Source organism: Rhodococcus sp. D-6 (assembly GCF_040256695.1).
GTDB classification, from domain to species: Bacteria; Actinomycetota; Actinomycetes; order Mycobacteriales; family Mycobacteriaceae; genus Rhodococcus; species Rhodococcus pyridinivorans.
The window spans coordinates 4,135,736-4,156,529 of sequence record NZ_CP132970.1 but is presented as its reverse complement, the minus strand read 5'-3'; the positions used below and the strand labels follow the sequence as shown (position 1 = coordinate 4,156,529).

Here is a 20,794-nt window from a genome sequence, read left to right as displayed (position 1 = left end):
CCACCAATTTTTTATGCCCATGTCCCGATCGTCTCACCGGCTCCAGGAGACCCCGCCGCCCTCGACCAGTTCTCGGTATCACTTCAATCGTGGGAAGACGTGCTCGCATACTGCAGCGAGGTCGCGAACGTAGCGCCGCTGTGCGCGCTCCTCAACCTGCCGAGGTGTCAGCGACTCCTGTCTTCCAGCGGCGCGTTCGTGCTTCGTCGGCGTCGTGAACCGTCGGGCCGGCAACGATGTCAGGTAGTCGACCAGGTGGGTCGCGTCGACGAGTGTGACGAGTCGGGTACCGACCACCGGCGTCTCGGAGTCATCGTCAACCGGATCACCAAGCAGCTCGATCGTCCACTTTCCCCAGGGCACATTCATGCGGGCGCCGTGGATGGCGAGGACGATCGGGACCGCTTGGCGATCGAGGCCATCGGCGTGGAAGGCCCACGCGATGCGGTCAGCTTCGAAGATCGCCGACTGCGCGAGGCTGGCGTCGAGCACCTGGCCGTTGTAGAACCAGTCGCTGCCGGCGGTGCCATCTTCGGTAACCCAGGGGCGGGCTTCGAAGTTCCCTGACCGGTACTTGCTGTCGATGAGCAGGACACCAGCCGGGCCGATCACGATGTGGTCCGCATCCGCCGCCGTGTAGTGCAGTGCCCGAGAGTGCAGCACGTGCCAGCGGTCATCGAGGCCGGTCAACATGTGAGCGGTGATGCGTTCGGCGTCAGCGCCGACCTCGAGGTACTCCTCGGCCATCCACCGGCCGTCCCCGTCCGGGCGCTCGGCAAGCGGTGCGCCGGTGCGGTACCGGATCTTCGAGCGCCAACCCGCGCGGCGTGCCCGCCAGGTGATCGGCCACGCAGCGCGCCACCCGACAGCCACCAGGCTCGTGACGAGGGCGGGTGCTACCCACAGCCAACGCGGTAGACCGAGGGCGGCCGTCGCCCAGAAGGCCGTGACGATGACGGTCAAGACTGCGACGGTGGGGAGGTACGGGGTTCGGGTGGTGCGACGGGTCGAGAACACGGCCACCGAGGTGACTGCGCATGCAAGGGCGGCGGCCCAGGATGCAGCGGCCCCGAGCTCGTAGATCTGACCAATAGTGAAGACCAGCGCGGCTGCGACGAACGCGAAGCCGACTGCTGCGGCGCGGCGTGGGAAGGTGATGAGTGCGTAGGCGGCGGCGAGTGCCGCGGCGCTGTAGGTGCCCACGGCGAGGGCGTCCATGAGCGGGAGCACGAACAGCAGAGCGATGGTGGTGACCGTCGCGGTGATCGCGCTGGCGGTGACTATGAGCTGACCGGTCATGGTGCGCAGGGCGCGGCGTTGCGCGCGCGAGCGGTTGCGGAGGGACTGCCCGGCGAGGGCGGGGTTGTCGCCGCCGACGGAGTGGGCGTCTGGTGTGCTCATGTCGGTGAAGGTACGGAGACGCTTCGCCGGGTGTTTCAGCCGTAACTGTTACAAGTGCGGCGTGTCGTGCAACTCCGTAACAGTTATGCGTGTTTAATGACCGCCATGGCTCAACCACACCTCGGCGAACGAACGCAGATTCGTTTCCACGCGCCCCAGGCCGTCGTCGATGCTCTCGCTACCTATGCGGAGCGACGTGGTCTGCCTGTAAGCAGAGCAGTCGCTGACTTGCTCTCCGAAACCGCCGGTCGCCCTGACCTCGTTCTTCACGGTGAGCCGATGTTCGACTTCGCAGAAGTCATCCCATCGGTGGCCCATGAATCGGAGGGGACAGGGACACTCGCGATTCGCGTGCCCAAGGAACTCGTCCCGGTCCTTGACGAGTTCGCGGCCGAGGCAGCTCTTCGTCGCCCCGACGTCGTCGCCTCTCTGCTTGCCCACCGCGTAGGCCTAGGGCACCTGATGCCCGAGAGGAGCCAGCTGCTGATGACCGGCTAACGCCACACGCCGGGCCGGCCTTACCAGACAACCGGCGTCAGGCCCATGAACAACTTCATCAGCCGTGGACGTACATGTCTAGGAACTAACCACCCCTAGAAACAGCTAAACCCCGCATAAGCGGGGCTTCTGTAGCTGCTCGGTGAGCGCCAACTCACCGAACCAGTGTTCATGTGCGGGGCAGAGTTACCAGCTCTGCTGATCCGCGGCTCCGAACCAATGAGGAGCTTTCCTGTGCTAGCAGGACAGTTCGATGGTAGCGCACATCTATGCGCTGATCCATCGGCAACACACAACGACGCTGTCACAACTGTCACTAACCACAACTGGCGCCACACCTACTACCAGGCGTTTCACGAATGGTCCCCGCGGCCCTCCGCCCGAGTCGACACCGCGCGCACCCACACCTACACCGACGCGCCATTTCCGGCCGACCTACCGGACTTCCCCGTCGCGATGTACCTCGCCGACCCTCACGGCACCTACCGATTCCTCGCGTTCGACTTCGACTCGACCCAAGCACCATCGATCGGACTCGCCGACTCCATTGCTGACGCACTCGCCTTCACCTCGACACTGCGGTCGCTGAACATCCCACACTTGGTGACAGCCTCCGGCAGCCAATGGGGCCGCCACGTCTGGATCCGCATGGCCGAGCCGGTAGCCGCCGGAGCGGTGCGCTCCCTCGCCCGCCTGACCAAACAGCTCCACAGCAGCCTCGACCTGTCGCCCCTGACCAACCCGCGAACCGGCTGCGTCCGTCTCCCGGCCTCCGCTCACCGCAGCGGCACATGCTCCACCCCCGTACTGCCCGATCCCGACGGTGACCCCAACGAAGCGCTCGCCGCACTGTCCCTCGGCGCGACCATGCTCGACCTGCGCCGGCTCTCCAAGCATCTGACCATGATGCTGACGGTCCTCAACACCGCCGGCACCACCGAGCCGACGCCGCAGCCGAAGCCCCGCACACCCCGCAAGTCCCCGCGCCTGGAAGTCCTCACCGGCCCGACCATCGTCGAAACCCGGGCCCCCGCCATCCGCTGCAACCTCGAAGACGACCCCCGCCACGCCGCGCTCCACGCCGCGCTGTCGACCCCCATCCGCCCACGAGACGACCACAGTGGCCCTGCGTTCTCTGCCCTGTTGCGCATGGCCGCCAACGGATGGCGCACCGACGATGTCCTCTCCGCCGCGCGTACCGCACCCGCCCTCGAATATCTCCGCACCGGTCGCTACGGCGGTACCGGCCGCGTTCAACGCCCCGACATCGATCGGTTCGCGCTGCGCCAGTGGGACCGTGCCTTGGCAGCCTGGAACCGATGGACCCAGAAGCACCCCTGTCGCGCGGAGACAACCACCGACAAGGGCGGCAGGTTTCGCGCCCACCAGATTCAGCACGCCGCCGGTACCGACCCCACACAGTGGAGCGGCAACGCCGGAGTCCACAGACGATGTGTTCTCGATGCACTGTGCCTGATTGCGTGGGAGACCGGACGGACAGAGTTCGACATCGATCAGCGACGTTTGGCCCTGACTGCGGGGGTCACGCAGCCGACTGCGTCGAGGGCGCTGAGTTGGCTGCGGGAGAACGGATGGATCACCCGAGTAGATACCTGCCGGGGAACGCGATCCGATCGGTATCGGTTGGACCTTCCTGCCGTTGAGATTAGAACTGAATCACAAGGGGTACCCGCCCCCGATCCCCTCCTGGGCACCCGCCTCCACCAGACCCTGCTCCACGCCCGCCACGACCTCTGGACCAGCACCGGCCTCGGCGGCGCCTGCGGTGCCACCCACCGCGCCCTCCTGTCGGGCCACCACAGCACCTCCTCGCTCTCTCAGGCGACGGGCCTCCCCGCAGCGACGGTCACTCGGCATCTGCGGCTCCTGCAGGACCTCGGACTTGTCACTCGATGCGGTCGGGCTGTGAAGAAGGTGGTCTCGGCTATGGCTGCTGCCGCTGTGAAGCTGGGCGTGGCGGGCGTGATCGAAGCACGTCAGAGGCTGTACACCGCAGAATCGCTGATGTGGGAGTGGTGGCAACGAGAGTTGGCGTGGCGACGAGCACCGCGGAGCCGGAAGCCGGTCCGTGCCGAGCACCCGCTCCCTCTGCTCCGTGGCCGTTTCCCGACGGGCAAGGATGGTCGGGCGGACTTTGCTGGAGCACTCGGTCGGGTGCTGGCGTCTTTGTCCCGTGCTGTGGCCCTGGCTGCATAAGCTGCGAGCGGATGACCGGAGTGGAGGGAAGCAGCGATGACAAGCGGCTTTGAGTTGGCACGGTTGACCTCGGTTGCGCCCCGTACCGTGTGGCCGGACGAGGCATTGCACTTCACACCTTGGTTGCTAGAGAACGCGGATGTTCTCGCGGAGCTGCTCGGTATTGACGATCTCGTTCTCGAAGCAGCAGAGCACCGAGTCGGGGGGTTCCGCCTGGACTTGATCGGCCGGGATCAGGGAACGGACCGGAAGGTGATCGTCGAAAACCAGCTCGGGCGTTCGGATCACCAGCATCTCGGCCAGATCATCACGTACGCGGCCGGCACGAACCCAAGCACAATTGTGTGGGTGACCACGGGGTTCCGTGAGGAGCACCGGGCGGCACTGGAATGGCTCAATCATCGCACCGACGAGGACACCAGATTCTTCGGTGTAGAGATCCGTGTGGTGCGGATCGGCGACTCCCCCGTCGCCCCGAACTTCGAACTGGTCGTCAAACCGAACGACTGGGAGAAGACAGTGAAGAAGGCGGCGACCTCGACAGGTGAGTCCGCGTCGGCTGTGGTGTACCGCGAATTCTGGGCGGTTGTCCTCGACCGGATTCGGGACCGGTATCCGTCTTGGACGAACGCCACCGGCTTGAACAAACCCTGGCAACCCATAGGCACGGGTATCAGCAACGTTCAGCTGCTGATGAGTTGGTTCAACGGAGTCCTTACACATCAGGTGTACTTCTCGGCCAACGCCGAGGAGAACGAGCGCCGGTACGCCATCCTGGTCGAGCATCGCCACATCGTCGACTCGCTGGTCAACGCCGAGGTGACATGGGATCCGATGCCGGACAACAAGGCCGCTCGGATCATCGTTTCCTCGCCGTTCAACGACATCAACGACCGCGACCGGTGGGACGAGATGGCCGAATGGCTCATCACCAATCAAGAGCGCCTCCGAGAAGTCCTGACACGCGTGGATCTGAGGTAACAGCTCAGAGCTGGGTCAGACGCGAGACTTTCCACTCGCCGTCGATGTTGACCAGGGTCAACAGCAGCACTAGCTGTCGTCGCGCAATGAACCGCGTCGAGTTCTCCACCGTCTGCGTCACCCGCACCATCCGGTACGCCTCGAGAGCAGTCTGCGGCGGCACCTCTTGCGTGTCGATCGCCGCAGTGGCATCCACCATCGCACCCGCCTGCGCCCACCGGTTCCACTCGTACCCCGGCGAGGAACGCCCGACCTGGCCGCGGATGTCCTCGGCGAGCTTCGGATCCAGGACCGCTGCAGCACGGACCATTCCAGCGTTCATGTCCGGATCGGCCCCCGGTAACAGCGTGTACGACGTCTCAGCGAACGCGATGGCCACGGCATCCGGGTCGCTGGTGTCGATGGTCGACGCGTCGAGTGTCGGCAAGGTCGACGGCAGCACCTTCGTCGGCGCGGTCTCGGTGGGCTGTGGTGTCGACTCCTCGCTCGACGAGGAGCAGCCGGCCATCACGGCCGCGACCAACGCGAGAGCAGTGACACTGGTCAGTGCACGGCGGATCATCCGAACCTCCTGATGTTTTCGGCGTTGTTCAGGTCGAATGGGTGGACGCCGACGGGCACCCCGAAAGTCTGCGCCTCGAGGACCTTTCCGTCACCGAGCCAGATGGCCACATGCGCGGTGCCGTTGGAATACACCGCATCACCAGGCTGAATGTTCTCCTTGGACACCGCGGTGCCGGTCTCGACCTGCCCCCAGGTGGTGCGAGGAAGGATCGTCCGCTGTCCGGATGCCTGCGCGACGGCGTACAGCACCAGCCCAGAACAGTCGAAGCCGAGTTCGCCGGCGCCCTGACCGGCAGTGGGGCCGTCAGCTCCACCGCCACCCCACACGTAGGGCAGACCCTGCTGACGTGACGCGGCTTCGATCATCGCGCGCGCGAAGGGACTGCCGGCGACGGTGATGGCCGGGCCTCCCCCCGGGACTTCCGGGGACGACCCGATGTTGGCCTCGTACTTCGCCATCCGGGCGCGAATGCCGGGAACGTACGCCTGGGTCTGCCCGAACGGTGGGATCCCCCCGTACTCGATCACCGCACCCTCACCCGCGTTGTAGCCGGCCAATGCCAGATCGACGATGTCGCCCTTGACCTTTTCGCTGGCCACGTGAGGTTTGAGCTGGTCGACGATGTAGCACATGTACTTGCCCTGGGCGGCGATCGCGTCGAACGGATTGAACGGGTCCGGCGCGTTCGGGCCCTCGGGCCGTCCGCTTCTGTCCAGGCCGGAGTCGACGCCCATCGTTGCCCACGTGCCCGGCATGAACTGGGCCATACCTTGGGCGCCACCGGAGTTGACGCCGTCGCCCGCGCTGGTGACCCCTTCCTGCCAGCCGGATTCCTGCTCGAGCTGCGCGGCGATCAGCGGGGGTTTGATCTCCGGACACATCGAGCCTGCGGCGATGACCGCGGCCCGGTACTTCTCGGGCACCGAGCCATCGGCGAGACCGCCTCCACCGCTGGTCTGTGGCTCGATGCAGTCGCCGGTGGAGGTGGACGTGTCGGCCGCGAGGATCGCGGGTGGAGAATTCGGGGAGATGCCCGGCGCGGTGCCGTAGCGTGTGTCGCCGTTCGGGGTTCCACCACCGGCGACGCTGACGTGGACGTGATCGAAGTGATTTTCGGTGTCCGATCCTCGGTCTTCCATCACAGACCAGGAGCCGTTCTGCCACAGTCGTTGCTGCCAGATCAGGTAGTCGACGTGGAAGGCGTCGGCGTTCGCCTGGAAGTAGGCGACGATGTCGTCGCCGAGCTTGGTCCCCTCGAGACTCTTGTAGTCCGGGACCATGATGTCGACGGCACGACCGGACCCGTGGTCGCCCGGGTCCCCGGGCCGTAGGCCACCGATCGTCGTGACGGCGGGGAACTTCGCCGACGCGGCCCGCATGACGCGCACACCGTCGAGCTGCATCCCGGACTCGGTGCCCTTCTCGGCCGGCAAGGCGACCATCTCGGCGGCCGGCGCGGTGAGAGCGTCGAAGGGATTGGCGCTGGTCGACGTGCTCGGGTCGATCGGCGTGTACTCGGGACGCGCAGCTGCCAGCGATGAGGCTGCGGGCAGGTCTTGCGTGAGCCACGGCATCGGATCGACACCGGAGTTGTAGTTGACGTAGCCGCCAGGATGCAGGGAGAAGTGCAGGTGGGGGCCGGAGCTGTCGCCGTCGTTGCCGACGTTGGCGATGTGCTGTCCACCGCGGACGAGGTCACCGGCCTTCACCAGCACGCCGTCGCCAAACATGTGCCCGTAGAGCGTGGCGACCCGTTGGCCGTTGAGGTTGTGCTCGACGATGATCGCGTTGCCGTATCCGGAGACGGGACCGGCGACGGTCACCTCGCCGTCGGCGGCGGCGTAGATCGGTGTGCCGACGGGGGCGGCGAAGTCGCTGCCGTTGTGCATGCCACCGTCACGCATCCCCCATCCGGAGGAGATCGTGTAGGTACCCGAGGCCATGGGGATGGCCAGTGATCCGGCACGGACACCGGACAACGATCCACCGGCGGCACCGAACGCGGACACCCGCCCTCGGTCGACACCGCAGTCAGTCGAGACGACTGTGGTGGTTCCGGTGATCGCCGCGACGAATGCGGTGATCATGTTCCCGACCAACAGCAACAGGACTGCGAAGAACGCGGCGATCGCACCGAGAATCGACAGGTAGAGCGGCCACCGTTTCTTCTTCGGAGCCTGCCCTCCGGCGGCCTTCTTCGCGACCGCCTTGGTGGCCGCCTTCGCGGCGACCTTGCCTGCTACAACCCACATCTGTCAGGCACCACGCATCTCGACGCGGTACACCGCCAGACCGGAGTCGGCCTCCCCGACAGTCCTCGGCCCGACGACGACCTCGAAATGCAGGTTCTCCCAATGCCCGTCCTCCACGTGCTGCGCGAGGAGCCCGAGCACGTAGCGGCGGGCCGGGATGCGGACGGTCACCGTCCCAAAGTCTGCGTCGAGTTGAACGGGCCCGGCCGGCAACACGTCCTGCGCCTGAACCTGCTGGTCCCAGGTCCACCCCCAGATGCTGTCGAATTCCGCCTCGGCCCGACTGGATACTTCCGGCATGGCAAGCGACCGCCACGACGACATCCACGTCCGCCCTGGCGCCGGGTTGGCGGGGCTGAACGTGCCGTACAGCTTGATGAAGTCGATAGCGAATGCCTCAGCGTCGGCTGCCGGCACTTCTGCGTAGGTGTGCTTCGGGGTGACCTCGATGTTTCCCGGGTCGTCGGGGAGCACAGTCGGCGTTGCCGGGGCAGATGGGCTGTCACCGCCGCATCCCGCGAGGGCGACCGCTGCTGCGAGCAGTATCGCGGCCAGCGCGGTCCGCGTGCTGGCCGTACTCATCGGCCGCTCCGGACAGCGTGACGCGCACGCCGCTGCTTGAACCGGCGCCACAGCCAGCGGACCGCCGCAACCGTGAGCTCGAGGGCGATCACCGCGAGCATCAGGGCGGCCATGCGCACGCCACCGTCGCCGAGTCGCTGTGATCCGGTCTCGGACAAGGACTCCGAGAGAACGAGAACGACTCCCCAGAGGACCAGGCGACCGCGGGTGGTGGTGAGCCTGGCCCCGACCTCGTTGATGGCCTGTCCAGCCCACCGCCGTGTGCGGTCAGCAAGATCCATGACGGGTCCTTCCTGCGTCGACGTCGATCGGTCGGACAGACGATTGCGTACGGGTTCTCCACCAGCTGCTGACCAGCGGAAACGCGAAGCGGCCCCCACCGTCGGGTGGGGGCCGCTTCGTGGAGAGGCAGATAGAGTCAGAGCAGGATCATCAGCAGGAACGAGATGATGAGCACTCCGATCAGGATGTACGCGATCATCTTGTTCGACTGCACTCCGAAGATCGTCGGCGGCAGGTCATCCGGTGTCAGCCCGCCGATCCCAGCCGGATCCACCATTCGTCGGATCGCTGACCGCTTCGGCGCTTCACCGGGAGCATCGATCTCCTCGGCCAGCGGGTGACGTGCCGGCGCCGACATGCGCGGTTGGACGCCGCGCGCTTCCGCGAGCCCGTTGACGACGGCGACCATCCCCTCGTCGTCGAGTGGAATGTGGATCGGCTGCTCGCCACCGCCCTCCACGGGAACGACGACGATGATCCGAACCTCACCGGTCTCGTTGTCGTACAGCACCTGAGGGTCGTAGCCGTACAACACCTCATCCCCATATCCGGCGGCGTCGAACGCGTCGAGCGCCTCGGCGAGGTCATCGGCGGGATGGTGGTTGCCGTTGGCCGTGGTTTCCATGCGCTGTCCTTGAGTCGTCGTACTGAGATCGGTCGAAGTCGGGTCGGAGAATGTCACTACGCTTCTCCTCCCCCGTTGCTGCCCGCTCCCTGCTTCGCGTTCTTCCCGCGTCGCTGATCGGGGAGCTTGCGTGCCGGATTGAGCCTGTTGCCCACCGCTTCCTGTGCGCGCAGCGCCGAGTACTGGGCCAGGAACTGGGCCTCCTTGGTCACCTTGGCCGTGGACTTCGCGCCGCGAGCCAGGGAGTCGACAGCCCGGTTCGTTCCCTCACCGGCGTAGGCCGGGGTGCGGCCCCGCGCTCCCTGGTAGGCGCCGCGGACCGCGCCGGCGGTGCCTGTGACTGGGGCGGTCACCAGACGCCGCGCCATCACGCGGGTCCCGCTGCGGCCCATGGCCCGGGACGCGGCGAGGTTGGACTTGTGCTCACCACCGAGCGCGTTGACCGATCCCACCGCGGCGCCCCTGACCATCCGGCCGCCGGTGAGGACCGCGGACTTCGCGGAGCGGCCGCCGGCCTGCACCGCAGCGCCCGTGCCGCGGCCGACCGCGCCGGGCGCGCGCGAAAGGCGCTGCGCACCCTTGTATCCGGCGTACGCGGTCATGGCCTTTGTCGTAGTCATACCGCGGCGAGCCTGGTCGGCCATGTTCACGTTCATCGAGCCCTGCTGTGGGCGGATCTTCTCGTCGATCTTGCGGATCAGCTTGAAGAACCCGAACAGCACCATTCCGACGATGATGATCTTCATACCGGTGTAGATGCTGTCGGAGCGGAATACCAGGCAGATCAGCCAGATGATCAGGGTCATGATCAGGCCGTAGGCGAAGCGTGCGCTGAATGTGTGCAGCACATTCCACACCCATTCCTTAGCGCCGTTGGTCTTACCGGTGAATGTCGCTCCTGCGAGGACCAGGGGGCCGATCATGAAGAGCGCGAACAGCAGCACGTGCCAGAGCATCGTGATGATCGACAGCGACGTGAGTGCGATCGCAATGACCAGCGTCGCGACGAGAGACGACGCGGCCTGAGTGAGCCGCTGCAGGCCATTGGTGCCGGTGAACGCCGAGTACATCGTGCTCGCGTCAACTCCAGCCAGTGCGGGAGAACCGCCTGTTTGCCCCGTATCACCGTCAGACGCGTCTGTAACGGCGGTGACCCGATCAGCCAGAACCTTCCCTGCAGCGAAATAGGGAACGCACTGCTGCGCATCGGCGAGGTTCTTCGGATTGTTGGCATTCAGGCAGGTCGTGACCAGATCGCCGATGGCCGGTCCGCCCTGCTGCACGATCAGGTAGGTCCGCAGGTCACGGCACATGTCAAGGTTGACGTAGCACGGCAGTCCATCGCCCTTGGTCGCTGCGTCCTGGCCGTATCGGACACCTTCCACAGCCTGCCCGGATCCGGCATCGGGCTTGCCTTCATCGACGTTGATCGCACGTCCACCCGAAGGCCCGAACTGTCCGAGCGCCCACGGCCGGTACGCCAAGGTTTCCGCGAGCACACACGAGGACACCCGCTGCCCAAGAGCCTCGGTGTTCCCCGGCGGGACGTGGCAGAACTCTTCGCCATTGTCATCGTTGAGATCGGACAAGATCGCCGTCGTCAGCGCCGAATTCAACTGCCCGATCATCGAATCGAGCGTGTTTGCCACGACGTAGAAGCCCGCGCCCTGCGGCTCATCGAGGGACTGGTCGCTGTTCTTGTCGGCAATGATGCCGCCGAACATGGCCCCGGCGAGAATCATGACGCCAATCGATGCGACCGCCTTCCCGATCGCGTCGCGGCCCCCGCCCCGCACCGCTGCCATTCCGATCGCGATCGCACCCAGAGCCATCGCGATACCCATCAGCGGCAGCGCAAGGTTGGTGAAGACGTTCGCGACCACCGAGTTCGACTTGTCGTACAGCCAGGCGACCGGGTTCTTCGCCTGCGCGAGTTCCTTGAGCGCGATGGTCGCCTGCAGGATGTAGAGGTTGACGGTGAAGATGGCGTTGCCCGACATCGTCCACATCCATGCCGGAATCGAGCACTGGTCGGGCTTCGCCTCCCCGTCGGCGTCCGGCGAGTACTGCCAGTTCACCCAGTCCAAGCCGCGCAGACCCGAGATCTCGTAGAGGGTGTACTGCGTCATGTCGCCGCCGGCCGCGAGACGGATGTCCTTCGCGTTGTCCGAACGCTGACCCGTTTCCGCATCGACCGCACCAGCCAGGTTCAGGTTCGAGAACCATGCCTCAGGGCCGGAACCCACCGGCTGCTGTTCGAGGTTGGGTGCGGTCATACCGCACATGGCTTCCTTGACGGGCTCCGTGATCGCGTTCGTGATCGACGAGAAACCCCACGCTCCCGCCGGCGCGGCCGAGCCGAGCATCACCGTGGCCGCGACCAGCAACGTCACCACCACCGCGGTCACCACCTGCCACGCTCGACCCGCGAGGTGGCGGACCCGCTGATCCGTCTGCGCACGTCGTGGCGCGAGACGCTGCCGCCACCACACAACCGCGGCCCCGAGGATCAGCCCGCCGATCGCAGCGGAGGCAGACGAGAGCCACAGCTGGAGCGGGAGGGTGGCCATCAGTGCGGTCTGAGCCAGGAAGGTGGTGAGTGCCGGCGAGGGGCCGATTCGTCGCGAACGCAGTACCAGCACCGCGAGCGCCAGCAGCCCGGTCAGGTAGGCGGTGAAGTACGCATACCCGCCCTCGATCATCGTCAGCCACGACGATGCCGCACCGAGCGCGACGACTACGCCCGCGTACACCAGCGTTGAGACGGCCGCCAGGACATGTGCCGGGCTACGCCGCCATGCGACGACCAGACCGGCAACCCCGGCCAGCATCGAGGCAACCACGAGGGTCGACACGACGCCGATCTCCTGCACGAGGCCGGCAGCTAGGAACAGCGCCGACACCACCGCGACGCCGCGGAACATCAGACGAGGCTGGGTGAGCACATCCATGAACTTGCGGCCCCACCGCGAGCCGCGGCCGGTCCAGAGCTGTTGAGGGGCAAGGGTAGCCATCAGTGCGCATCCTCCAATCCGGATTCGGTGTACAGGCGCTCGGCAGTCACTGCCGCCGCGACATTGGCCGCTTCGAGCTCGTCGATGTTGCGAGCGATGAAGTCGTGCCAGTCCTCGTCGAGTTCGAGGTCGTCGGTGTAGTCACCGCGCATGTTGGCTTCGCTGATTCCCGTGCGGACTTCGAGCATCGTGGTCGGGTCGATCTCCCAGTCCCGTCCACTGCCACTGATCGGAATGCTCTGGGCTCGAGGACGGTCATTCGGGTTCGTCTCGGTAGCCCGGGCGAGCTCGGCGAACATCTGGTCCACCGAAACCGTGGCCACGCGGTTATCGACATCGCGCATCACACACCGACCACCACGAAGCTGACCGCCAGCGCTCTTGCCTTCCTCAAGAAGCTTGCGTGCCAGCGCGACCGTTTCGGTCGTGGTCCCTCCGCTGGTATCCCGCAGCAGCTCCAGCGCACGGGCCGCCTCGACCGGGGACTTCTGCCGGAACATGAAGATGGTGCCGAACTGGTTCGAGTCGGCCTCGCCGGCGTCCTTGGCCTGCTGTTCAATCTCCTGCACGTCGCGGGGCTGCTGGGAGATGAACACGATCACCAGGTTGAGCGAGCGGCCCTGACGCAGGCCACGGGAGAGGATGCCCTGCCCAGTCGGCTGCCGGGCGATCATGTACCCCTCGTCGACGAACAGTGCACGCGGCGGCGTCTTCATCTCACCGGTCACCGGATTCGGCTTCGGACGATCGTCGAAGAGCTTCTGCACCAGATCGAGCACCGTGAACATCGCGGCTGCCGCATTGCGCTCGGACTCCGACCACGTCTCGGGCTGGTCCGGCTTCTTCGGCGGCGCAAACCCGTGGAGCGTGAAGATGACCCGCCGACGGGTCATGTCACCGAGGTCGACTCGCTGGCCGTTACCGACGAGCAGCTTGGCGTAGCGAGTGTCACGAGCACGCTTGAACCGGTTGATCACTCGATCGAGCTGTTCGAGCTTCTCGGTCGCGTTGAAGGCATTCGCGTTGTCCGCATCTTCTGCCATCGGCCGGTACTTCTCACGGCTCTGCTCGAGGAACCGAACCACTGTCCCCATCGACGGCACGATCGGGTCGCCGTGAATGGGTTCGCCGGCCTGTTCGGCGTCGTAGGCCTCCTTCATCACAGCCAACGCCTGCTCGACGATCGTGCGATCGTCCTTGTCGGTGAACAGCACCTCGACCTGGCCGCGGGCGAGTTCGTCAGCCTCGGCGTACGAGTCGGTCAGCGACCACGCATCCAACTGGCCAGCGGCGCCGCGGGCGAGACTGACGATCGTGGTCTCGGCCCAGAACTCCGGGTTGACCGGCTGGAACTGGGACTCCTCGGTACCGAGAATCCCGGCTTCCGCGTCGGCGGAGAATCCCGGCTGCATCACCTGTTCGCCGAATGCGATGTAGTACGTGAACTTCTCGAAGTCGTTCTTCGGGTCGAGCACCATGCACTGCGTGCCGGACTCGGATTCCCAGAAGTACAGCAGCAGGGCGAGAGTCGACTTGCCGCCGCCCGAGGCGCCGATGATCGCGATGCCTGCGCCGCGGTCCCGCGCAACCTGCACGTGCAGCCCGAAGTGGACCGGCGCGCCATTGGTGTAGGTGTAGCCGACCGGGAACCCGCGCCAGCCTCGGGTCCTCCCCCGGTTCGCCTCGACTGCGTCGCCGACCTGGTCATCGGAATCGAGGCGAGCCACCGCCGGCGCCCACACATCGGTGGTGCGCTCGCCGATCTTCACCCCGCCACCCTGCGCAGCGACGAGGCCGCCGAAGATCTTGCCCGTATAGTCCCCCGGCAGCTGCTCTTTGAGCAGGTGGGACTGGGCACGGGGAACGCGCACCATCTCCAGGTCGCCCATCATCGCTCGGACGTCTTCTTCGGCGGCGACGAGTTCCTTGGGCGTCGGCGCCGAGAGCACCAGCCGCAACCGGCCGATCATCGCGGGCTGCGGAGCGGTACTCGCCTCTTCGAACAAGGCCTGCGCCCGGTCGTACTTGTTCTCGAATCGCGGATCCTCCGAGGCCTGGACCTTGTCGCGGTCGGCGGCCTCATCCTTGATGTTCTTGGCGACCTTGAGGGCTCGGTCCTTGAACTCGGCCGCCGAGATCAGCTCGTAGCGCCACGACAGCTCGACCGGCCGCGGAAGCTGCGCGAGGGCCGGACCCCACGCCATGACCGGGTTGAACTCGAGGATCGGTGCGGACGACGCAACGACGAGGGTTGCGGTGTAGGTCGATCGCTCGTCCCCGGTATCCGGGTCGGTGTCGATGATCTCGACATAGTCCTGCCCATTGCGACCACGGAAGTTCACGGCCATGTCGAAGAAACTTGTCCGCAGCGGCTTCGACGTCAGGATCGGCTGTTCGGAAGGGAAGCGGTGCCCGGACAGTGTCTTTCGGATCAGCCAGATCAGGTCGCCGCGGGTGCACGGTGTTGCGCGGAACGTGGCGAGCTGGAGGTGCACCCGGATCGCGAGATCGCGGAACGGCTCGAGATCCGATGCTCGGAACTGTTCGTCGGCGACGGCGGTGACCCGATTCGCGATGGCGCTGAGTGGGTCGGGGACGGTCTCGCCGGTGAACTCGCCGAGCCGCACCATCAGGTAGCGCTGGCGCTCCGGTGTGGATTCGGACAGCAACGCCGACACGTGGCGCAGAAGCTGGCGCATCAGTCGCGACGGATTCCAGGACGTCTTGAGGTAGCCCCGGGCCCACTCCTCCGCCGACGTCGGCCGGTACCGGATGATCTCGTGGCACTGCACCGACTTGCCGTTGAAGACGGCCAGCAGCGTGTTGTAGGTCTGCGCCACCAACTCGGCAGCTGACTGCTTCTCGTCGGCCGTGAGGAACTCGTCGGTCGTGCCGGCGAGCCGCAGCGCGGTCCACACTGAGTCTCCGGAGATGAAGATCAGGTCGTCCGCGTATCGGTACGGCAGCCGTTCCCGGTCCGCCACTGTCGTCAGCTTCTTCTGCCGAGCGCGCCCCGTGGGGGCGGAGGTTTTGCGCGCTTGGACTTTCCGAGCACCGAAGTAGACGACGCAAATGACGAGGACGCCAAGGAAGATGTATGTCACGGGAAGCTACTTCCGGTAGGTGCCGTAAGGCGCGGGTGTGGGAAAGCTGTCGCTGTAATCCGGCATGTCCTCGGGGCGGTAGAGGATGGCCTGCCAGTGCAGATCGGTCGGGTACTCGTCCTTGCCTGTGCCCTGCAGCATTGCGGGCTGGAACAGGTGGTAGTCGATCCACAGGGTGGTCGATTCGAGGGGCGTGACCCGCCCCTCGGTGTCCTTGGCCACCACGGGGTAGACCGCACCACCGGCTACGATGCCGACCAGCAGTCCGATCCACCACCAGCCGATTCCGAGCAGCCACAGCAGCAGCGTGGTGCCGATCCCGATGGATAGCGCGGCTCCGCCTGCGACACCTGCTCCGACCCAGTCCACGCCAGGGAGGCGGAACTCGTCCATCGAGAACTGACGGGACCGGTGCCGGAACAGGTTGGTCCAGTCATGGGAGATGATTCGGGAAGAGTTGTCGCCGGCGGACATCGCGAGGCTCTACTGTCCGTCGACCACGGATACCCCGCCACCAGTGGTGCCGGACTGGACAGTCTCCTTGCCGAGCGAGGTGGCGAGGCCCGGGATGAAGGTGACCAGCCCAGCGAAGACCCCGGCGAAGACCCACACGCCGACGTCACCGATGCGCTCGCGCATCTTGCCCTTGCCGGAGCCACCGATCTTCACGGCGAGGATGGATCCGAAGACGGTCAGCAGAGTGCTGCCGATGAGGAGGAGATTGTCGCGGACACTCTCTGCGATTTCGTTGACCGTGCCCCACCCCTGCTGCGCGACGACAGCGGTCGACGGGTCTCCCGTCAATGCCAGAACCTGATCCCACATGCTGTGCTTCCTTTCTCGTAAGGGCCGCACCCGCCTTGCGGGCCAGTCGCGGCGACTGCACGATCTCGCATGGGTTCTCCACCCGAACCCGACAGACGCCGAAATTGGCGTTCTACGAGGGACTTCCCCGGGGACTACGCGCTGGGGACCCCTGCAGGATCGAATGGACCGGACGCGGCCTGCGTCGGCTCCTGCGGCTGCACAGGCGTTGTCGGCGACGAGGGCGACGACGATCCACTGCGTGACGAACTGTCGGGCGCACCCGATGACGACGCGGCTGCGCCGCTGTTCGGAACCGGTCCCCCAGACGGATCCAAGGCGGACCCCGTGACGTCGAGAACCGCCCACTTCCCCTGCACGTACCGCAACCGGATCTGGTACGTGCCAGCCTGCTTCGACGTGCTCATCGCACTGGTCCACTCGACAGTCGTCTCCGCGACAACCTCGTCGCCGGACTGGTAGTGGATCGTTCCGCCGGACTCTGTCCGGGCGGTGTACACGGTCACCTTCTCCACGGTGGGGTTGACCAACAAGCCGCGCAGGCCAGCGCGAGCCGCAAACGATGCGTCTTCGGTCAACGTCAGATTGAGCTGCTGGGCATCCGATGATCCCCACGCCTGCAGGAACGGAGAGAGCACCTGATCGCGCAGCTGCGTCGCCAGCTGGGCGTCCTTGGCTCGCGTCTCGGCGTAGGCGGGAGGCGCACCCAACCGGGGTGCCGGCATGAAGCCGACATTGCCGACGACCCGCATCAGCGTCGGGTCTGCACGATCGTTGACCCACACCGGAACGACCGCTTCCAAGGTCTTTTCCGAGTCGTAGGCCACCTGGTACGTCAAATACGCGGCGGCCCCTTCGGTGTAGCCTTCGCGCACCGAGCTGATCTGTCCGGTGAAGACGATGCTCTCCGGTTTCTCTGCCTCCGCAGTCGAAGTACCGGAATAGCCACACCCTGACTCCGTGCCGCTCGTCGCCATCCGAGCCAGCACCTCGCCGCGGGTGCGGACCGCGGCAGTGTTCGACGCGGCCGGACGGGTCAGGCAGACGTTGAGGTACTGCTGACCGAACACCGCTGCCTGCTCGACGGGATACGACGACAGGCGGAACCGCAGCGCCTCGTTCTGCGAGATCGCGCCCTGCGCCGGGACACGCGACGACCCGATGTTCACCCCCACTGCGAACGTGGTGCCGGCCGCCAACAGCAGGACACCCACCGGGATACCCAGCCGCACCGCCCACTGGCGGTTCTTCGTGTGGGACGGATGCCCACCGATCGGCGGGACATCGAAGTCGTCATTGGTGGAGCCGTCGTACTTCGGCGCCGGCTCGTGCTCTCCGCGTACGGCCGAGAACGCGGCCGTTGCTCGCCCGCGCAGGCTGTTACCGGTCTTCTTGTCTTTCGCAGGCGGGGTGTCCGGCGTAGCGGCGTAGGCAGGCTCGGGTTGCGCCTCAGCCGGGGCCCGAGACGGCGCTGGGCGCGGCCGGGTCGGACGTTCCTGCATGCGAGGGGCAGCCCCAGCCGTCCCGGGGGCAACGACCGGTGCGGGCGGCATCGCCCGGCGCGGCGGCCTGCGATCTGGGACCGGAGGAGCGGTCGGTGTGCCAGCAGACGGAGCCGACGCTGCGGGCGGATCGGCCGGCGCGGGCGTGTAACCCGGAGCCGGCGGAAGCGGGTGCACGGGCCGATACCCGGGCGGCGGGGTGGGAGCTGACATTCAAGGCCTCACAGATCGGTGGCGTCGGGCGGCGTGGTCAATTCACTGCGCGGGCACATTCAACTTCCGTACTTCTCCACCGCCGCCTGGCCACGATCGGCGTCGCTATCCCAGGGATCGATCCCCCACTCGGTGTCCGTCTCGTCCCACGGGTCCGGGCCGGGATCTGGTCGCAATGGCACGTCGGAATCGACCGGACGCACGGAGACGGGCTCGCGGAGTTGCTCTCTCGCCGGCAGGGGCGCAGCGACGGCCCACGGATCCTCGGCGTCGGCCAGCACGGGCGCAGACGCGGCCTCGTGCGTCGGTTCCTCGACCGAAGCGGCATCCGCCGACAGCACGTGAGCGAGCACCGCGTCCGACCGCACCCGCTCCGATGTCTTGTCGAGCACCTCGTCACGGAGAGCCTCGGCCTGCTCCACCGCAGCCGGATCGCCGAAGAAATCGTGCCGGTTCGGAGGTTCGAGCACGGTCACCAACCGCAGCGGCTCGAACCACATGTTCGGCCCCTCGTCGACGGTGTGCACCGCGCTCAGCGTGGGTGTCTTCGCGATCCAGATGAACTCGCGAGTGTCGGTCGCGTCGTCCTTGGTCAGCTCCTGCAGTGTTCCCAGGGGGATGCGAGTCTCCCGGACAGAATCGGTCATGCCCGAGTTCATCGACCGGGCGCCGGACCACAGCCGCCACCTGCCGCCGATGTCGATCTCGTGCTTCATCCGCGGCTTGCGTTTGTTGACCTGTCCCGAGAACCCGCAGACGGCCTGATCGTCGGCGTCGGATCCGAGCTGAAAACAGAAGAGGTTGTAGACCTGCTCGAGCACCTGGTTCGCCCACACACCGGTGCCGTCGACGGCGACGAAATCACCCCAGCCCTGCGAGGAGAGCGTAACGCGAATGCCTTCGTTCGAGGACTTGTTGAGCAGCCCGAGCAACGCGGCCGCGGCCGCCGTCGACTTCGCGGAGCCGAGCTCTTCGACCTGCACCACGAACGGCTTCCACGGCGTCGCGTCAGCTTTGCGGGAGGTATCCCCGGTCAGCCTCCGGACATCCGCGATGTTCTTCCGCAGCGTCGAGGTCGTGTTCTGCAGATCGAGTAGCACCATCGTCGACACCAGAATGGACAGGCTTCGGTAGTCGTTCGACGGCAGCGAGAACACGACGATCTCGCCCTGCAGCACCGCCCGGACGAGGTCGATCGTGTCGGTCGCGTCGCGTCCCGGGCGCAGTCGACCTCCCAGTGCCGACGAGTTCGCGAACTTCGAGATCAGCGTCTGGCTGTCCCCGATCGCGCCGGCCAGCAGATTGCCTGCACCGCGGGTCTTCTGCCCCATCTCCGCGACCCGCTGCTGTAGATCGTTGACGCGGCGGCGGGCATCGACGTCGGCCATCGAGGGATGCGCACGAAGGACCGCGTCGACCGTCAGCTGGTTGGCTGCCTTGTCGAGGGCGGCCGGGTCGAGGATCGCGGTGAGCGTCTCGAGCCCGCCCTTGCCGGCGGAGAACCCCGTCAGGTCGGCGATGTCGAACGCCAACATCACGACGTCCTCGGCTGTCCTCAAGTACGCCGCGGCGTCGCCGTCACGGTCCACCGAATTGAGGAGCATCGCGGTCTTGCTGTCACCGTTGCCGCGCACCAGCGGGTCGTAGAACGAGGGCTGGGTGCGCGCGTACGGGTGTGGGCGCCGGTAGGCGCCGGAGGACTTCTCGTTCAGCGTGAAGTGATGGAACGCCCGATTCTCTTGCTGCGCCACCTCCGCCCAGTACGAGGGAATGTCGTCGCCGCCCTTGAAATCGATGATGCACGCGCCGCCACCGGTCACCCGGACCTGCTGAGCATTCATCGAATTCGCGAGTCGTGTCTTACCGGTACGGGGGCCGCCGAGCACGAGCGCCGGCAGTTTCAACGCGTCGAGGTCGCAGACGGCTGGGAAGCCGTAGCGGCCGATGCCGACGGCGACCTGCCCCGCATCGTGGCCGCGTCGGCGAAACAGCGTGGTCTTGGCAGAGATCGGATTCAGTGTCATGAGGTCGCCTCGATAGGTGCGATGGTGTGATGGCCGGCGCGGATCTGTTCGGTGACGCGGCGCGCACGCATCCGATCGAGGACACCGACGGGCCGCCAGTTCGAGAACTCGGGTCCTTCGATCTCGCCGAGCTTCTCCCGCTTGAATCGGCGCACCCGGGTGAACACCGCGGTGACCGCGAAGCCGACAGGCAACGCGAACAGCAGCTGCCCGAGTACCGCAGCCCCGGCCGTCGACGTCGCGACGTCCCGCAGCGCGGCGCCGACGTCACCGTCGACACCGGAGGCAGCGTCGGCTGGCGAGGCGCCAGCCAGAGATGTGATGAGCCACGCGGGAAGTTGGAGGGGCTGGAGCACCCAGGCAAGCAACGAACCGGAGATGAGGACGCCGAGTAGGAAACTCAGGGCTGCCCAGGTTGCCCACCACCGCCCGCGGACTCGTCGCCGTTCGACGATGAGCAATGACACCGCAGTCACTGCGATGGTCGCCGGCACCGTGACGATCGGAACGAGCACCGCCAGGACGCGGGCCGCGATCGGTAGTCCTGCAGAGGTTTCGTTGGATCGCCCTGGCGACCTGGGGTCCTCGTCGTAGCCGTCCTCGTCGGACATCGTGCTCCCTTCACCGGAATTCGGTCGGAAGCAGTCTCGGAAACGCCTTCTCCAGGTCCCGGCACGTGCGAGTTGGCCGGCGTTGGCTGCAGTCGGGA

16 protein-coding genes are annotated in these 20,794 nt (G+C 66.3%); 3 read left to right on the top strand and 13 right to left on the bottom strand.

The annotated features are described in order from the left end of the window. Positions 1 to 78: 78 nt before the first annotated feature. Positions 79 to 1,401: a nuclease-related domain-containing protein gene (locus RBB84_RS19435; RefSeq protein WP_350246532.1), complete on the bottom strand. Its 1,323-nt coding sequence runs from the start codon at positions 1,399 to 1,401 to the stop codon at positions 79 to 81. Between the two features lie 279 nt (positions 1,402 to 1,680). Between RBB84_RS19435 and RBB84_RS19430 the strand changes: the two genes are divergently transcribed. The 3 genes from RBB84_RS19430 to RBB84_RS19420 all read left to right on the top strand — a co-directional run bounded on the left by RBB84_RS19430 (position 1,681) and on the right by RBB84_RS19420 (position 5,097). Then, a complete protein-coding gene (locus tag RBB84_RS19430) occupies positions 1,681 to 1,899 on the top strand; it encodes a hypothetical protein (RefSeq protein ID WP_138846071.1) in 219 nt (72 codons plus the stop codon). Between the two features lie 456 nt (positions 1,900 to 2,355). After that, positions 2,356 to 4,116, top strand: a complete 1,761-nt coding sequence (locus tag RBB84_RS19425; protein WP_350246531.1) for an ArsR family transcriptional regulator — start codon at positions 2,356 to 2,358, stop codon at positions 4,114 to 4,116. A 36-nt stretch (positions 4,117 to 4,152) separates the two neighbouring features. After that, positions 4,153 to 5,097: a DUF4268 domain-containing protein gene (locus RBB84_RS19420; protein ID WP_350246530.1), complete on the top strand. Its 945-nt coding sequence runs from the start codon at positions 4,153 to 4,155 to the stop codon at positions 5,095 to 5,097. 4 nt (positions 5,098 to 5,101) lie between these two features. On the opposite strand, the gene RBB84_RS19415 is transcribed toward RBB84_RS19420, so the two are convergent. The 12 genes from RBB84_RS19415 to RBB84_RS19360 all read right to left on the bottom strand — a co-directional run bounded on the left by RBB84_RS19415 (position 5,102) and on the right by RBB84_RS19360 (position 20,696). Continuing rightward, positions 5,102 to 5,659: a hypothetical protein gene (locus RBB84_RS19415; RefSeq protein WP_169690315.1), complete on the bottom strand. Its 558-nt coding sequence runs from the start codon at positions 5,657 to 5,659 to the stop codon at positions 5,102 to 5,104. Continuing rightward, the gene (locus RBB84_RS19410; RefSeq protein ID WP_350246528.1) at positions 5,656 to 7,914 is read right to left on the bottom strand and encodes a peptidoglycan DD-metalloendopeptidase family protein; all 2,259 of its coding nucleotides are present in this window, start codon (positions 7,912 to 7,914) and stop codon (positions 5,656 to 5,658) included. Before RBB84_RS19410 ends, RBB84_RS19415 begins: the two co-directional genes overlap by 4 nt. Before the next feature lie 3 nt (positions 7,915 to 7,917). Further along, positions 7,918 to 8,496: a hypothetical protein gene (locus RBB84_RS19405; RefSeq protein ID WP_138846066.1), complete on the bottom strand. Its 579-nt coding sequence runs from the start codon at positions 8,494 to 8,496 to the stop codon at positions 7,918 to 7,920. Then, entirely contained in the window at positions 8,493 to 8,777 is a 285-nt protein-coding gene (locus RBB84_RS19400; protein ID WP_350246526.1) for a hypothetical protein, read from the bottom strand. The genes RBB84_RS19405 and RBB84_RS19400 overlap by 4 nt, the downstream gene beginning before the upstream one ends. Before the next feature lie 137 nt (positions 8,778 to 8,914). After that, positions 8,915 to 9,403, bottom strand: coding sequence for a hypothetical protein (locus tag RBB84_RS19395; RefSeq protein WP_138846064.1), 489 nt, complete (start codon positions 9,401 to 9,403; stop codon positions 8,915 to 8,917). A 56-nt stretch (positions 9,404 to 9,459) separates the two neighbouring features. After that, positions 9,460 to 12,417: a hypothetical protein gene (locus tag RBB84_RS19390; RefSeq protein ID WP_350246524.1), complete on the bottom strand. Its 2,958-nt coding sequence runs from the start codon at positions 12,415 to 12,417 to the stop codon at positions 9,460 to 9,462. Continuing rightward, positions 12,417 to 15,401 carry an ATP-binding protein gene (locus RBB84_RS19385; protein WP_350246523.1) on the bottom strand — a complete coding sequence of 995 codons (2,985 nt, stop codon included), beginning with the start codon at positions 15,399 to 15,401 and terminating at the stop codon, positions 12,417 to 12,419. The genes RBB84_RS19390 and RBB84_RS19385 overlap by 1 nt, the downstream gene beginning before the upstream one ends. A 126-nt stretch (positions 15,402 to 15,527) precedes the next feature. Beyond that, positions 15,528 to 15,995 carry a hypothetical protein gene (locus RBB84_RS19380; protein ID WP_193904229.1) on the bottom strand — a complete coding sequence of 156 codons (468 nt, stop codon included), beginning with the start codon at positions 15,993 to 15,995 and terminating at the stop codon, positions 15,528 to 15,530. 9 nt (positions 15,996 to 16,004) lie between these two features. Next, positions 16,005 to 16,346, bottom strand: a complete 342-nt coding sequence (locus RBB84_RS19375) for a hypothetical protein (RefSeq protein ID WP_193904230.1) — start codon at positions 16,344 to 16,346, stop codon at positions 16,005 to 16,007. Between the two features lie 134 nt (positions 16,347 to 16,480). After that, the gene (locus tag RBB84_RS19370) at positions 16,481 to 17,848 is read right to left on the bottom strand and encodes a conjugal transfer protein (protein ID WP_350246522.1); all 1,368 of its coding nucleotides are present in this window, start codon (positions 17,846 to 17,848) and stop codon (positions 16,481 to 16,483) included. A gap of 272 nt (positions 17,849 to 18,120) precedes the next feature. After that, positions 18,121 to 20,085, bottom strand: a complete 1,965-nt coding sequence (locus tag RBB84_RS19365) for a hypothetical protein (protein WP_350246520.1) — start codon at positions 20,083 to 20,085, stop codon at positions 18,121 to 18,123. After that, positions 20,082 to 20,696: a hypothetical protein gene (locus tag RBB84_RS19360; RefSeq protein ID WP_193904233.1), complete on the bottom strand. Its 615-nt coding sequence runs from the start codon at positions 20,694 to 20,696 to the stop codon at positions 20,082 to 20,084. Before RBB84_RS19360 ends, RBB84_RS19365 begins: the two co-directional genes overlap by 4 nt. Positions 20,697 to 20,794: the final 98 nt, after the last annotated feature.

What these genes read in the sequence shown, in the direction of transcription:
- RBB84_RS19435 (WP_350246532.1), bottom strand. Translation starts at nt 1,401, where the DNA reads ATGAGCACACCAGACGCCCACTCCGTCGGCGGCGACAACCCCGCCCTC.
- RBB84_RS19430 (WP_138846071.1), top strand. Translation starts at nt 1,681, where the DNA reads ATGTTCGACTTCGCAGAAGTCATCCCATCGGTGGCCCATGAATCGGAG.
- RBB84_RS19425 (WP_350246531.1), top strand. Translation starts at nt 2,356, where the DNA reads ATGTACCTCGCCGACCCTCACGGCACCTACCGATTCCTCGCGTTCGAC.
- RBB84_RS19420 (WP_350246530.1), top strand. Translation starts at nt 4,153, where the DNA reads ATGACAAGCGGCTTTGAGTTGGCACGGTTGACCTCGGTTGCGCCCCGT.
- RBB84_RS19415 (WP_169690315.1), bottom strand. Translation starts at nt 5,659, where the DNA reads ATGATCCGCCGTGCACTGACCAGTGTCACTGCTCTCGCGTTGGTCGCG.
- RBB84_RS19410 (WP_350246528.1), bottom strand. Translation starts at nt 7,914, where the DNA reads ATGTGGGTTGTAGCAGGCAAGGTCGCCGCGAAGGCGGCCACCAAGGCG.
- RBB84_RS19405 (WP_138846066.1), bottom strand. Translation starts at nt 8,496, where the DNA reads ATGAGTACGGCCAGCACGCGGACCGCGCTGGCCGCGATACTGCTCGCA.
- RBB84_RS19400 (WP_350246526.1), bottom strand. Translation starts at nt 8,777, where the DNA reads ATGGATCTTGCTGACCGCACACGGCGGTGGGCTGGACAGGCCATCAAC.
- RBB84_RS19395 (WP_138846064.1), bottom strand. Translation starts at nt 9,403, where the DNA reads ATGGAAACCACGGCCAACGGCAACCACCATCCCGCCGATGACCTCGCC.
- RBB84_RS19390 (WP_350246524.1), bottom strand. Translation starts at nt 12,417, where the DNA reads ATGGCTACCCTTGCCCCTCAACAGCTCTGGACCGGCCGCGGCTCGCGG.
- RBB84_RS19380 (WP_193904229.1), bottom strand. Translation starts at nt 15,995, where the DNA reads ATGTCCGCCGGCGACAACTCTTCCCGAATCATCTCCCATGACTGGACC.
- RBB84_RS19375 (WP_193904230.1), bottom strand. Translation starts at nt 16,346, where the DNA reads ATGTGGGATCAGGTTCTGGCATTGACGGGAGACCCGTCGACCGCTGTC.
- RBB84_RS19370 (WP_350246522.1), bottom strand. Translation starts at nt 17,848, where the DNA reads ATGCAGGAACGTCCGACCCGGCCGCGCCCAGCGCCGTCTCGGGCCCCG.
- RBB84_RS19365 (WP_350246520.1), bottom strand. Translation starts at nt 20,085, where the DNA reads ATGACACTGAATCCGATCTCTGCCAAGACCACGCTGTTTCGCCGACGC.
- RBB84_RS19360 (WP_193904233.1), bottom strand. Translation starts at nt 20,696, where the DNA reads ATGTCCGACGAGGACGGCTACGACGAGGACCCCAGGTCGCCAGGGCGA.